Genomic DNA, 14,341 nt, shown 5'->3' on the forward strand with positions numbered 1-14,341 from the left:
GCCCTTTTTTATGAGCTAAAATCGACAGCTTAATTCAGGACGACACAATATAATGGAAAAGAGCCAGCCTCAAAAAAAGTCTCACAGAGATAAATTTAATTTTCTTTTAAAGTATATAAAACAGATTTTAAACCATAATTCGTTATCGATATATAAATAAGACCTAACCCCGACACGAATCTATAACTACTACTAATCGGCCCATCATGTAATTTTCCGTAAGACTCGACATAAAGACTACTACGTTTTTTGCCTCTGATAAATTCCTCTTTAGTCTCTACAATACGGCTCTCCATCTTAATATCTCCCTCGGAGGAGCTTAAGTATTCAATCCCTTCTCTGCTTTCTAAATCCAGCATTATAGAGACTTTTCCGTATCTGGAGAGAATAATTCTGCTCCCCTTAACCTGTAACGTATAGTTATCAACAAGGTCCTCTTCACCTCGCATGATACGCACAACCTTTTCAGAGAACTTATGTTTTATAATGTCCTCTTGCGTAACTTCGCACTTCGGGGTTCTCATTCTATCTTCAATCGAGTAAATTCCTGACTCGGAAATAGCGATGGTAGTCCGTTTAATATCCATTCCATCGCCACCATCTAGAATAATCGTTTCACCTAGTGGTGGACCAAAAAAAATGGACGCATCAACAGTTTTAGCTTGAACATTTTGGCAGGTAAAAAGAGTGATGAGACAAATAAATAAAAGGCTCGTGCTCAGAAATCCAAACAACCGCGTCTGAGTCTTAAATCTGTCATGTGTCAGGATATTCTGTTTTGGAGTCGCCATCATATTACTGAGTCTCTTTTTCAAATCTGGCTATGTTCAGATCATTTTGTTTAATAACGGCTATTATGAACATTTTTATCACAAACAAATATACACCAAAATGTACGATGGATAATATCCTGGTACCAATACCAATTTGCAGTCGGTAACTTAATTCATTCAGAGCTTCTGGATCTATAACGATATATTGACTAAGGAAAAAGAATTTAGAGCTTTCTATAAAAATATAATAGGGGGCGCAAATCAGCAGAGTAAACAAAAAAAGACACCCGAAATGAGTTTCTCTATAATCAGAATGCAGCTGTTTTTTCAAAGCAAATATTGCAGATAACGACAAACAAAATATAAACAACAGACCTCTTACCAAGTAAGAAAAATCGACAGCAGAACCTCTCAAGGAATGAGACATTGTTCCAATTATATCACTCATTAAAAACGCTAAAAATCCAAAGGCAAAGCAATTCGTGACTTTATTATCAAATAAAAGAATAAAATAATTATTACTTTTTGGAACGACCTTTTTATAGACATAGATAGTAGTATACAAGAAAGGCGCCATCACAAAACAAAATAATATAACAAATAAATTTAACTTCCAAACAAGCTCAAAAGGAAGAAATACAAGAAGGAAAGGTAGATAGGTATATGCTAAATACAATTTAATTATCTGCCATTTAGTAAACAAATTTTCGCAGAATGTATCCCGCACTACATCCTTGCAATATGAAATAAATAAGTCTCTAAATGACATTATCCCTCTCCCTTTATAACACAAAAGAGCCAGCCTCTTTTGTGGCTGACTCTCGGACATAAAATCAATTTTCTTTTAAAGTAAACAAAACCAAAGGATCATCAGGATCAACAACTTCATAATGAATTATCCCTAGGCCAGATGCTACTGTGTAAACGCTCTTAACAGCATACCCACCGGCATTGCAAAACGTTTCCACATATATAACCTTGCGCTTTTTACCATGAATCAGCTTTTCTTTTTCACCTACAAGGCTACACTGAATTTCAAAATAATTACCGGATAAATCATCCCCACGATGCGTCCACTTTCTGTTGAGCAAATCAACCACTGTTTCAGCTTCATTACATCTGGTAATAACAATTTTGCCCTCCACAGCCTGAAGCGTATAATTATCAACGATATCTTCCTCGCCTCTCATAATACGCGCGTTTCTACCCTTAAATAAACCTTCCTTTATTTCTTTCACAGGCAGTCTAGTTCTTTCTTCAATAGAATAAACTCCGGTATCCGAAACAGCTGTGGTAGTTCGTTTTGTCACTGTTCCATCGCAACCATCTAGAATAATTGTTTCACCTAGTGGCGGGCCTAGAAAAATGGACGGATCAACAGTTTTAGCTTGAGCATTTTGGCAGATAAAAAGAGTAAAGATGCAAACGAAGAAAAAGCTAGTGCTCAGAAATCTAAGCAGGCGCGGCGGTGGTATAAACGAATCTTTTAGCGACATGAATTAATCTCCATCGAAAAATCATTAAGAGCGAACCCCCAACACTATCTCCGTTTTATGCGTCTTTGAATTATGGATTAGCAAACTTTCACTTAATATAGAATTTGAAAAGGGCTTGAAGTTTTACACTCCATGCCCTTTTCACCTGAATTCAAAAACTAGGGAGATATCCTCAGCCTACCATTCTTTGTTACTTCACTCGGTTTGCAATTTGTTTTGAAGTCATCGCAATTCCTGCCTTCTGCAAGCCTTTTGCTGCATCGAGAAAGAATTTTCTCATACTCCTCACAAGAAACCAACTCCCCTTTACACTCTTGTCCGGTCTTCATATCGATCCCTAAAGCATCAAACACGTCATAGGTATAATACGTTCTAGGCTTGATTTTAGAACAAGCGTTATCGACGACTTCTAAAGCGGCTTTTTTAGCCAACTTACTGATACTTATACTCTTCTCATTAAATAAACTACCCTCAATATAATCCGAAGTAACAACCCCATCTTTAGTATGTAACGAAGCTCGCACAATGTCATATATGGTTCCATTAACGTCCACTTTATCAGGTTTTGTCGCTTCTCTTATTGCGGAAAACCGCGCGCCTGCTTCCGGCTTTAAGCTAAATTCAACAGCATAAATATATTGCTTAACGCTCGAGTCAACGAACGGAGGCTCTCTCATAATTTGCACAATATCTATACCTTCAATATCTTCACACGAAATAAAAACATCTGCTCCGGCAAAACAAAACTCGTTAAAAACCAGTAATAAAGTTAGCGCGCATATGATATTTTTGATCACTTTTAACCCTTCTTAGAACGAAAAGAGCCCGCCTCAAAAGAGACTGGCTTGCAAACATGAATCTAGTTTTCTTTTAATGTGTATAAAACAGAAGTTAAGCCAGAAACCGTTAACGACATATGAGTAAGACCTAAACCAGACACGAGCCTATAATTACTATTAACTGGCCCATCATCTAAATTCCCATAAGACTCGACGTAAATACTACTACGTTTTTTGCCTCTGATAAACTCTTCTTGCTCATCTACAATATGACTCTTCATTTTAACATCTCCATCGGAGGTGCTTAAATATAAAAAACCCTTCCTGCTTTCTAGATCAAGTATGATAACAACTTTACCATGCCTGCTAAGGATTATTTTGCCAGCCTTCGCTTGTAGAGTGATATTATTAACAAGGTCTTCTTCGCCCCGCACAATGCGTACGATCTTTTCAGAAAGATTATTTTTTATAATATCCTCTTTCGTTACTTTACCAGGCAAAAGCCTCCTTCTATCTTCAATCGAGTAAACTTCTGATTCAGATACAGCTGTCGTCGTCCGTTTTATATCCACTCCATCGTCAACATCGAGAATAATCGTTTCACCAAGTGGTGGACCAAGAAAAATGGATGCATCAACTGCGCGGGCAACAGTCACATTTGAAAACATCAAAAAAAGAATAAAGAAACAAACAAAAAAACTACTACAATTATATCGGACGACTCTCGCCAGTCCATGGATTAATCGTTGAAAATAATTCTTTATAAGGCTCATCACCTTCCATCCTTGGCTTTTAACATGACGGCACTTCTACATTATTCATAACATCAGAACCGTGACCATATACCTATCTTAATCTTCCGTGTAAATCCGATCCGAAGGATTCAATCCTTCCCTTCTCTTCTTATGCAAAATAAAATCACGCTGTTTATTCATAAAAAAATCCCATCATTAGGGTTAACAAACAAATTCTCTCAAAATCATTGATTCTGAGAGAATTCACCATTTCCACTAATAATAGGATAATAAATACATGCGACAAAATCTGACAGGTTATGTCGTGATCTCAATCAACACATATCAAATTTTTAGTTCAGCAACATATCCAGTATTTGATCGTCCTTAGATTTTTTAGGCTTAGCTGGTCTGGGGGCCGGAGTCGGAGCAGATTGACTCTGCGGAGGTTTGTTACTTTGCACAGTACTCGGTTGCGATTGAGTCTGAGCCGCCGCGCTTTTACCTGAGAAATAGAAATCGCCCACCAGTGATGAAGATTCCCACGGAGTCTGTTTACGGCTTGTATCTTTTATGACCCCGATACGGACTGTTTTAAAAAACTTCTCGATAGTTAGATTCTTTTTGCCCATATTTTTCACCATGTGTGAAACGTACGGGCTATTCGAACCTTTACCGTCAAGAGCGACCGTTCCCGGTGCGGTGGCAAAAGCTATGAAAGATCCGGTTGGAGCATCCATCTGGGCCAGACCATTTTGGGCAGACCTGAAACTGCGCTTAAATGGATTGTTCCGGCAAGCGTCAAGAATCACGATATTCATTCTGTTGCCAGCATCTTCCATTTTAGCCAGTACCCTTCCGGCATCGATGGCTTCATACTGAACATCAGCTTCGCCCTGAACTTTCATGCCGATGGGAACAAGATAGTTGCGCCCTTTAACCTGCAACCCATGTCCTGAAAAATAGAACAAGCCTACATCTTTTTTTGTAAGTTTACGGCCGAATTCATCTATAGCTCTCCCGATTTGAGCACGATTTCCGTTTTTCAACACCATCACTTCAAACCCGGATTTTTTGAGAGCATTGGACATTGCATTAATATCATTAATGGGATTTCTGAGCGGGCCGTTCTTGTAAGCAGCATTCCCCACAAGGAGGGCCAGTCTTGATTGAGCGTGTGAGGTTTGAGCTGAACCGAAGAACAGACAACAACCGGTTAGAAACACGAAGAAATAAAAATTAACTTTCGATAACAATAATTTTTTCATATATCTCCCCTCACAGAGCTAAAAATAAATACTACCCCTAACTTACATTATCACCTGTTGAAATGACATCATAAACGCTCCGCCGAACAATAACGAAACAACAAATATCCATGCCGGTTGCAGGAAAAAACAAAGAATTCCCACGATTTTAACCCAGCCATGCACCCCGCCAGTCTCTTCTAAAATCATGCGGGTATTCTGCCCCGGATATGTAGACATTACCGCATAAGCCTTAGCAGTGCTATCCCTGTAATATAAAAAGTACGCACTAAGCCCATATCCGAATTGAGCGATTAAATTACCGAAAGGCAAAAATCCTAATAAAAATGTGACAAATGCCCAAAAATACATTTTACGGTATAAGAACCACCAGAAACCGAACAAAAACGCCGGCCAGTGCCAAGTGGCTGTAAATCCGTCACGCAGGGATTGGAATTTGGCAAAATTAAATAAATATTTTCCTGCATTAGGCCCAATAAAACTTGCATAATCATCAGTAGTTATCATGTTCATAATATATTCTCCGGTAATTTTCAGGACAGTCTAAATTTTTAATCTATATTTTAACATCATCCGGTTAATGCCGCACGCAGAAAAAATTGGCAACACCAGTATACATAAAAATCCCGCAGAGCCTGCTTTTTTTGACATTCGCACCATATTGGACTAACGAGATTTGGTTCCACGCCCCGAACCGGGATCGGGCCGGTTTTATTCCCAATTACCCCGAAAATCCGCAAAGAGAAGAATTATGGCAAAAATACAAAAAATTAAAGGTGTTGCAGACCTTTTCCCTGAAGAAAGCGCAAAATATGCCTTCATGGAAAAAACAGCCAGAGACGTTTTTTCAAGTTACGGTTTCGGAGAACTGAGAACTCCAATTCTCGAAAAAACCGAGCTGTTCTGCCGCTCCATCGGTGAAGAAACCGATGTTGTGCAAAAAGAAATGTATACTTTTCCTGACCGCAAAGGCCGTTCGCTCACCATGCGTCCTGAAGCCACCGCAGGTGTTGTCCGCGCATATGTTGAAAATAAAATTTATCAGCCGGGCAAAGTAAGCAAATTATTCACTGTCGGCCCCATGTTCCGATATGAAAGGCCTCAGGCTGGACGCATGCGCCAGTTTCATCAGATAAATGCAGAAGTTTTCGGAGCCAGCCAACCTCAGGCTGATGCGGAAGTCCTTCTCATGCTCTCAACTTTTCTCAGCAGAATCGGCCTTAGCAAACTTTCTTTCGAGCTGAACTCACTTGGCTGCCCTGAATGCAGACCCGTTTTCAGAAAAGCCCTTGATGATTATTTCAGCGGAGTGGATCAGGATAAATTATGTGAAGACTGCACCCGTCGCGTCAAAACCAATCCACTCAGAGTTCTGGACTGCAAAAGCAAAGGTTGCAAAGAGCTTACAAAAGACGCTCCATCCATCCCGGATCACCTTTGCGGAGATTGCCGTGATCACTTTGATGCGGTAATTGCTCTTATTAATGAAGCGGGACTGGATTACACTCTGAATCCACGACTCGTTCGCGGTCTCGACTATTACCAGAGAACAACTTTTGAAGTAACTTCCGGCGACATCGGCGCACAGACTGCGGTTGCTGGCGGCGGAAGATATGACGGACTGGTCCACAGTCTCGGCGGAGCACAGGTTCCGGGAATAGGATTTGCCTGCGGAATGGAAAGACTGGCTATGCTGCTGGACGGAGAATTTCAGGAAAAACTTGATTTCTACATAGCTCTCGTTGATCAGAGAGCGGCCGGAGATGCCTTGATTTTTGCAGAAAAACTGCGCAAATCAGGACTCAAAGGAGAAGCGGCATTTGTCGCCACCAGTATGAAAAGTCAATTACGTCAGGCAAACAAGCTTGCTGTAAAGAAATGTTTTATATTCGGAACGGACGAAGTTGAGAACGGAACGGTCACAGTCAAAGACATGATCGAAGGCGGACAGGAATCCCTGCCGCGTGATGAATATTTCAAATAAAATCCCGGGAGAGACTACCATGTCTGAACAAAATGAAGAACGCAGTTACGACGAATACCGAGTGATTGAAGACCTTGGCGGCTGGAAAAGAACTCACAATTGTAATGAAGTAACCGCAAAAAACCTCGGCGAAGAAGTCCTGCTCATGGGCTGGGTTCAATTTCGCCGCGATCACGGCGGCCTTATTTTCATCGACTTGCGTGACCGTGAAGGTCTCACACAGGTTGTTTTCAGCCCCGAGCACAACACTGATGTTCACGAACGCGCTCACGCTATCCGTTCAGAATACGTTGTTGCTATCAAGGGTAAGGTCAGAGCCCGTCCCGACGGCATGATCAACAAAGGTCTGACAACAGGTGAAATTGAAATCATCGTTGACGAATGGAAGCTTCTTAATACTTCTGAAACTCCTCCTTTCGCCATTGAGGACCGTACAGACGCGGCTGAACAGCTTCGTCTCAAATATCGCTTTCTGGACTTGCGCCGCCCTATCCTTGCCAAGAACTTTATCTTGCGCAACAAAGCCGCACAGTCAGTTCGCCGCTTCCTTGACGGACTTGGATTCCTCGAAGTTGAGACTCCTGTTCTCACCAAGAGTACTCCTGAAGGAGCACGTGACTTTCTAGTCCCGAGCCGCATGAACAACGGTGATTTTTACGCTCTGCCACAGTCTCCACAGCTCTTTAAACAGATGCTCATGGTTTCCGGCCTCGACCGTTATTTCCAGATCGTTAAATGTTTCAGAGATGAAGATCTCCGCGCAGACCGTCAGCCTGAATTCACTCAGATTGATATTGAAATGAGCTTCACTGACGAAGAAACAATCATGGGCATGGCTGAAAACATGATCCGCACAGTTTTCACCGAAACCATTGAAAAAGAGCTCCCTTCTGCTTTCCCACGTATGACCTATGCTGACGCAATGCGCGATTACGGTGTGGACAAACCTGATGTACGTTTTGAACTGAAACACCTCGAAGCTACTCAGATTTTTAAAGGATCTGATTTCAAAGTTTTTGCTAAATCTGAACTGATCAAAGTTCTGCGTGTTCCAAACGGGGCACAGCTCAGCCGTAAAGAAATCGACGAATACACTAAGTTTGTTGAAATCTACGGTTCCAAAGGACTTGCATGGATTAAAGTTAAAGAAAATGGCGAATGGCAGTCTCCGATTGTTAAATTTTTCAACGAAGAAGAAATTGCAAAGCTTTCTGAACTTACCAAAGCAGAAGCCGGAGATATTCTTTTCTTCCAGGCCGGATCAACTGATATCGTAAATGCTGCGCTTGGAGCACTTAGAATTAAGATCGGTGAAAGATTGGAGCTTATTGATGAGAGCGCATATGCTCCATTATGGATTACCGACTTCCCGCTGCTTGAGTACAACCCTGATGAAAAACGCTACGTTGCTAGACATCATCCTTTCACCTCTCCGCAGGTTGGACAGATGGATACCATCAGCGAAAACCCAGGAGAAGCTCTTGCCCGTGCATATGACCTCGTAATTAACGGTTACGAAATAGGTGGCGGTTCCATCCGTATCCATACCCCTGAAATGCAGCAGAAAATGTTTTCAGCTCTCGGTATTGGCGAAGAAGAAGCCCGTTCCAAATTCGGATTCCTCATGGACGCCCTTAAATTCGGAGCACCGCCTCACGGAGGCATTGCCTTTGGTCTGGATAGACTTATTATGATACTATGCGGAGCCAAATCCATCAGAGACGTTATAGCCTTCCCTAAAACTCAGAAGGCTACCTGTCTGATGACTGAAGCTCCTTCAGCCGTTGCAAGCACTCAGCTTCGCGACCTTGGAATCAGACTCCGCGAAAAGAAAGAAGCTTAAACCAAGAGCCTCTTTACAAGTCAAACGATAAAAAGATAACATTCCGGTCTGCATAGAGCAGGCCGGAATGACTACGTCGCGATAAAAGCGACTGTAAGACTTTAATAATTACGGAAATCCTAAACACCTTGTGTACAGAATTTCCAAGGAAAATCTCAAGTACTATGAAACTCGGTATTCTCAAATATCCTGATCCTAATCTTGCAGATCCATGCGCCGTTGTAGAAAAGATTACTCCTGAGCTTAAAGTGCTCATCGATAACATGGTTGAAACCATGTACGAAGATGACGGAGTCGGTCTCGCAGCGCCGCAGATCGGAGAAAAGCTCCGCCTGATAGTAATTGACCCTTCAGGCCCTAAAAACAGGGAAGATCTGCAGATAATTATCAACCCTCAAATCATTGACAGCGAAGGAAAAGTAGATTCCGAAGAAAGCTGTCTGTCCTGTCCTTCTTTCAGTTGCGTCATCAAACGCAGCGAAAAAGTTACTGTGACCGGAATGGATGAAAACGGGAAAGATATCAGAATTGAAGCAGACGACTTTCTGGCAATCGTTCTTCAGCACGAATTAGATCACCTTGACGGAACTCTCATAGTAAACAGAGTGGGCCGTCTTAAAAAAGCAATGTACGATAAGAAGATCAAAAAATGGCAGCAACAAGAGAAGAACCACGCTGGAAAATAGTTTTCATGGGCACTCCGGACTTCGCGTCCACCATTCTTGAATACCTTCAGGAGTGGGACGATTGCGAAGTAATCGGAGCTTATACCCAGCCTGACCGCCCTTGCGGAAGAGGCCACAAACTTAAGCCTTCCCCTGTGAAAGAAGTAGCTCTGAAACATGACATCCCTGTGTTTCAACCGCTCAATTTCAAGGACAAGACTGATATTGAACAGCTGCGTTCACTAAAGCCGGACTTCCTTGTTGTGGCTGCGTATGGCCTGATTCTTCCTCAGGAAGTTTTGGATATACCTACGGTATTGCCCATCAATGTACACGGCTCTCTGCTTCCCAAATACCGTGGAGCCGCTCCTATTCAGCGCAGCATCCAGAACGGTGACGTCGCAACAGGCATCACCATCATGAAAATGGAAGCAGGGCTTGATACCGGCCCCATGCTGCTCCAGCAAGCGTTAGGAATTGCGTGGAACGACCACGCCGGAAAAATCCATGACGAACTGGCTGCAATGGGCGGACCGCTGATAATGGAAACGATTCTTCGTTATCATAGCGGCAAATTAGCTATAATAAAACAGGATGATGAAATCGCCACTTACGCCGCCAAGCTTACAAAAGAAGACGGATTGATAGACTGGAATAAAAGTGCAAAGGATGTGCATAATCAGATCCGCGCAATGCACCCGTCACCCGGTGCTTATTTCTTCTGGCAGGCCGAAAGCGACAAAGAACCGGTTCGTCTGGTCATCACTCCCGGCAAAATAAGCGATAAAGAAACCGTAGACACTACTCCGGGAACAATCCTCGGTGAAGATGACGGTTTTCTGGAAATAGCCTGTAAAGATAAAATATACCTTGCAGAAAAGGTAAAACCGGCTGGCAAAAAAGCCATGGACGGACGTGCTTTCATGTGTGGATATATGAGCAAATTACATACACAACCAACTAGTACGGATGGACAGACATCCGGTTCGGATTGCTAAAAGTGAGTGTCGAGAAAGATTCTAAAAAACGCTTGTTCATCGGCCTGATTACCGGCACATGCATTCTGCTCTGCCTGTTTTTAGCTTCGTTGTGGTATGTGCCGTATGTCGGCATTTCCGCCTTCGGTTCATGGGCTTCATGGATATTAGGTGTAATCGTTACAATTCTCATATTGCTCGTCGGATGGGCCTATCTGGCTCTACTCGCGAATGTGGTTCTTGGAAAAACTTTCCCTTTTTCCACTAAAGCACGGGGCCTTACGATTAAACTTTTTCTGCCGCTTATGACCATACTGGGTAGAGTCTTCGGCCTCTCCAAGCGTAAAATAAGAGCATCCTTTATCAAGGTTAACAACGAACTGGTTCAGTCAAAAGCCGGAACCTGCGACCCTGATAAAATATTAATGCTAACTCCGCACTGCCTGCAAAACAGCCGTTGCGACATGCGCCTTACTTATGATGTGGACAACTGCAAGCGTTGCGGACTTTGCACCATCAAAGGGCTTCTTGAACTTCGCGATAAATACGGTGCCCATTTCGCTGTAGCAACCGGCGGAACCATCGCAAGGCGTATAGTTGTCCAGAAAAGACCGAAACTGATTATAGCGATTGCCTGTGAACGGGATCTTGCCAGCGGAATTCAGGACACTTATCCGCTGCCGGTGTTCGGAGTTCTTAATGAACGTCCACACGGGCCTTGCCTTGACACACAAGTATCTCTTATAGCAGTTGAAAATGCACTGCGAAAATTTATTAAAGCTGAAAAATTACCTGTCGACGCAGAAAAAAATGTCGGCATGACACCCCTTAGCGGCCTCTAAAAAACGGAATCTATCAGATGAAAAATTTATCCCTGCCGGGGCCCAGAGGGCTGGCTTTTGATTGTGTATCCAAAACTCTTGATAGTGGATTGGATGCTCAGGCCATACTGGACTCTGCCCTTTCATCAAACGATCTGGCTCGACGAGACCGCGGTTTTATTACCGAAGTTCTATACGGCTATCTACGAATGAGAATCCGTCTGCAACACGTGCTGGGCTGTTTTCTTTCGAGACCGGAAGGACTTCCTGCACCTGTTCTTCAAGTCTTAGGAATTGCTTCATATGAAATTCTGCACATGGATGTTCCCGCTTACGCATCAGTAGACTGGGGCGTTGATTCAGTAAAAAGGCTGACCCGCGGTAAACTCGGAGGTCTCGCCAATGCTGTGCTTCGTAAAGTTGCAAGACTTGCTGAAGACGGTGTGGATATCGAATTTTTCCGCAGAAATCTCCACAATGAAATGAAAGCTCTTTCCGCTTACTACGCATGCCCGCAATGGATTGTTGAGCTATGGATTGACAGTTACGGCAGAGAAACGGCGATTCAATACCTCGAGGCTCAAATTTGTCCTCCTGCTGCCGGATTTGCAATTGATACTTCAAATGATGCGGGACAGGACGCTGCTGCGGCACTGCTTTTAGAAAAAGAATTTATTGCTTCTGACGGAGAAGCTTTTGCCTTTCATTCAGGGGTTCGCCCTGCGGCGCTGGAAGGACTGCCGGATAAAGTTCTTTTCAGACAAAGTTACGCGGCAAGAGTTGCTCTTTCCATACTTGAACCTTCAAGCTGGCCTACTCCTGTATGGGATGCATGCTCCGGTCGCGGCGGCAAATCACGATATTTGATGCACAATGACATTAAGCCGGTTCTCGCCAGTGATCCACACCTCGGAAGGCTCACTGCTCTGAAAAATGAATTTCCTTCCATTTCAGCGTTCAGAGGCTCTGCAATCAATCCACCGATTGCTGCTGGAACCGTCGGCACAGCCCTGCTCGACGTACCTTGCTCAGGTCTCGGCGTTCTTTCAAGAAGACCGGATACTAAGTTCAAACGCTCATTTGAAGATACAGAATCTTTAGTTCTTTTGCAGTCTAAAATACTTGATAATGGCTGGAAAACTGTTCGCAAAGGTGGATTTTTAGCATACATAACCTGCACACTTAATCCTGCGGAAAACCACGGGCAAATCGCTAATTTTTTAAAAAAGAACAAAGATGCCCGTCTGAAAAAGGAATGGACAACATCTCCGGATTCACAGCTTAAAGAGTTTTTCTATTCTGCCCTGCTTGAAAAAATATAAAAGCAGTCTAAGCAAAAGAGCTACTAATTATTCTGTGTACTCTTGATATAATCCAGAAATTTTTGAGCTTCAGGATGATCAGGATTAAGACTGAGAGCTTTCTCCAGATGTTCAACACTTTTGTCAAAAAGACCTTTTTCAAAATAAGCTCGAGCCATATTGTAATGCAGGTTCTCGTCATTTGAGGTCATTTCCAGTGCCCGATTATAATAATCTATGGCCTGATCCTGCATTCCGGTCTTCCTCAGATTAATACCGAACTCGTTAAAAAGATGCTTATGCTCGGTTTCAAATGCGGCATCAAGACCAACGAGCCTTTCAAAGATATCATTAGCTTTGCTGGATTCTCCGCGCTCCATGTAGGTAAGTCCCAAGCCGAAATTTGCGCGGACATTGTCTTCATCCACACCTAATGCATTTTGAAATTCAAACTCGGCACTGTACGTTGCTCCGGCCTGTCTAGCTTTTTCACCACGCTGAACAGTTCCGCTAAGCTCTTTCATTTTAGGATAAACTGTAGAAACATAAAACTCCGGCTCAGGAGAATACTTTGAAAGAAATTCTTCCATAGTCGCCGTTGTTTTAGGACCGGAAGGAATATAACTGGTATTAAGAGCCTGAACTTCTACATTTCCATCATCCATTTCTGTCGCCATCCAATACATCTTACTGATTGTACGACGCACAGTTGTCCCGGTTCCAATCTTTTGTACGTTCTGACTGGAAAAGACACCTTGGATTTTTTTTCTTCCCTTATTCTCATCTACAGCAGCCATTGATGTTTCCTTTATTTTTTCAAAATGTAGCGATAAACATAGATAATTTCTTTAAGGAAAGCCACTAACAAATGTAACCAAACAGTGTGAAAGAAGCTTTACTCCAACCAGTTATAAAAATATCTTATAAATTTGCAATTTATCTCTTCATTTTTACTTCGCTAAGTTTTACCCTGCGCCGAAGTGATCATATCATTATAATAATTTCCCGCTACGCTATGGACTAATGACAAAATTATATTGTTAATGTAAGTACTCATTGCTTAACGATTTACCATTATTTATGCACAATTCCGTAAAAAGCGGACATAGACCAGCAGAGGGCAGTATGACAAAAGCTAAAATAGGACATCGTATTAAAACTTTCAGAGAAAAACAGAGCATCAGCCTCGAAGAATTCTCGAAACGCACAGGGCTTGGAGTTGATTTTCTCGAAGCCGTCGAAGAAAAAGACAAATACCCCTCACTCGGACCACTGCTTAAAATTGCAAGAGCTCTCGGTGTAAGGCTCGGTACTTTTCTTGATGACCATGTCAGCAAAGACCCCCTAATCGTCCGTTTAGATGAGCGCCAGGAAGAACTGACCATGCATTCAGAGAAAAAAGAAGCCGCTTCCATGAAATACTTTTCCCTTGGTAAAGGAAAAAGTGACCGTCACATGGAACCTTTTTTTATCCAAATTGAACCAAGCAACGAAGAACACCGGCTCACTTCTCACGAAGGAGAAGAGTTTATCATTGTTGTTTCCGGTCAGCTTGAAATTGTCTACGGCAAGAAAACAAGCGTCATAGAAGCAGGCGACAGCACATATTTCAATTCTGTAGTTCCTCACAGCGTTGCTGCTTACGGCGACAAAAAATGTGAAATCTACGCAGTTCTGTATTTCCCTGAATAAGATAATAA

15 protein-coding genes are annotated in these 14,341 nt (G+C 42.6%); 7 read left to right on the forward strand and 8 right to left on the reverse strand.

Annotated elements, in window-relative coordinates; translation table 11 throughout:
• Positions 1–95: 95 nt before the first annotated feature.
• From BLT41_RS01790 to BLT41_RS01820, 7 genes are all read right to left on the reverse strand, one after another.
• Positions 96–794 carry a hypothetical protein gene (locus tag BLT41_RS01790; RefSeq protein ID WP_092157672.1) on the reverse strand — a complete coding sequence of 233 codons (699 nt, stop codon included), beginning with the start codon at positions 792–794 and terminating at the stop codon, positions 96–98.
• Between the two features lies 1 nt (position 795).
• A complete protein-coding gene (locus BLT41_RS01795) occupies positions 796–1,542 on the reverse strand; it encodes a hypothetical protein (protein WP_092157674.1) in 747 nt (248 codons plus the stop codon).
• Between the two features lie 64 nt (positions 1,543–1,606).
• Positions 1,607–2,269 (reverse strand): hypothetical protein, encoded by a 663-nt coding sequence (locus tag BLT41_RS01800; protein ID WP_092157676.1) that lies wholly within the window; start codon positions 2,267–2,269, stop codon positions 1,607–1,609.
• A gap of 158 nt (positions 2,270–2,427) precedes the next feature.
• Entirely contained in the window at positions 2,428–3,066 is a 639-nt protein-coding gene (locus BLT41_RS01805) for a hypothetical protein (protein ID WP_092157678.1), read from the reverse strand.
• Positions 3,067–3,128: 62 nt separating this feature from the next.
• Complete coding sequence (locus BLT41_RS01810; RefSeq protein ID WP_092157680.1) at positions 3,129–3,821, reverse strand: hypothetical protein; 693 nt, start codon at positions 3,819–3,821, stop codon at positions 3,129–3,131.
• A 314-nt stretch (positions 3,822–4,135) separates the two neighbouring features.
• Complete coding sequence (locus BLT41_RS01815; RefSeq protein ID WP_092157682.1) at positions 4,136–5,050, reverse strand: caspase family protein; 915 nt, start codon at positions 5,048–5,050, stop codon at positions 4,136–4,138.
• A 42-nt stretch (positions 5,051–5,092) separates the two neighbouring features.
• The gene (locus BLT41_RS01820; RefSeq protein WP_244512171.1) at positions 5,093–5,557 is read right to left on the reverse strand and encodes a DUF2628 domain-containing protein; all 465 of its coding nucleotides are present in this window, start codon (positions 5,555–5,557) and stop codon (positions 5,093–5,095) included.
• A 244-nt stretch (positions 5,558–5,801) separates the two neighbouring features.
• On the opposite strand from BLT41_RS01820, the gene hisS reads away from it, so the two are divergent.
• From hisS to BLT41_RS01850, 6 genes are all read left to right on the forward strand, one after another.
• Positions 5,802–7,034, forward strand: a complete 1,233-nt coding sequence (gene hisS, locus BLT41_RS01825; protein WP_092157686.1) for a histidine--tRNA ligase — start codon at positions 5,802–5,804, stop codon at positions 7,032–7,034.
• A gap of 19 nt (positions 7,035–7,053) precedes the next feature.
• On the forward strand, positions 7,054–8,877 hold the full coding sequence (gene aspS, locus BLT41_RS01830) for an aspartate--tRNA ligase (protein WP_092158780.1): 1,824 nt from the start codon (positions 7,054–7,056) through the stop codon (positions 8,875–8,877).
• Between the two features lie 164 nt (positions 8,878–9,041).
• Positions 9,042–9,563: a peptide deformylase gene (gene def, locus BLT41_RS01835; protein WP_092157688.1), complete on the forward strand. Its 522-nt coding sequence runs from the start codon at positions 9,042–9,044 to the stop codon at positions 9,561–9,563.
• Positions 9,527–10,540 (forward strand): methionyl-tRNA formyltransferase, encoded by a 1,014-nt coding sequence (gene fmt, locus BLT41_RS01840; RefSeq protein WP_092157690.1) that lies wholly within the window; start codon positions 9,527–9,529, stop codon positions 10,538–10,540. The genes def and fmt overlap by 37 nt, the downstream gene beginning before the upstream one ends.
• A gap of 2 nt (positions 10,541–10,542) precedes the next feature.
• Complete coding sequence (locus BLT41_RS01845) at positions 10,543–11,361, forward strand: DUF116 domain-containing protein (RefSeq protein WP_092157692.1); 819 nt, start codon at positions 10,543–10,545, stop codon at positions 11,359–11,361.
• A 17-nt stretch (positions 11,362–11,378) separates the two neighbouring features.
• The gene (locus BLT41_RS01850; RefSeq protein WP_092157694.1) at positions 11,379–12,662 is read left to right on the forward strand and encodes a transcription antitermination factor NusB; all 1,284 of its coding nucleotides are present in this window, start codon (positions 11,379–11,381) and stop codon (positions 12,660–12,662) included.
• A 23-nt stretch (positions 12,663–12,685) separates the two neighbouring features.
• Here BLT41_RS01850 and BLT41_RS01855 read toward each other — a convergent pair whose 3' ends face one another.
• Positions 12,686–13,438, reverse strand: a complete 753-nt coding sequence (locus BLT41_RS01855) for a tetratricopeptide repeat protein (RefSeq protein WP_092157696.1) — start codon at positions 13,436–13,438, stop codon at positions 12,686–12,688.
• Positions 13,439–13,766: 328 nt separating this feature from the next.
• Between BLT41_RS01855 and BLT41_RS01860 the strand changes: the two genes are divergently transcribed.
• Positions 13,767–14,333 carry a helix-turn-helix domain-containing protein gene (locus tag BLT41_RS01860; RefSeq protein ID WP_092157698.1) on the forward strand — a complete coding sequence of 189 codons (567 nt, stop codon included), beginning with the start codon at positions 13,767–13,769 and terminating at the stop codon, positions 14,331–14,333.
• Positions 14,334–14,341: the final 8 nt, after the last annotated feature.

Origin of the sequence: Maridesulfovibrio ferrireducens (assembly GCF_900101105.1) — a bacterium.
Classification (GTDB): domain Bacteria; phylum Desulfobacterota; class Desulfovibrionia; order Desulfovibrionales; family Desulfovibrionaceae; genus Maridesulfovibrio; species Maridesulfovibrio ferrireducens.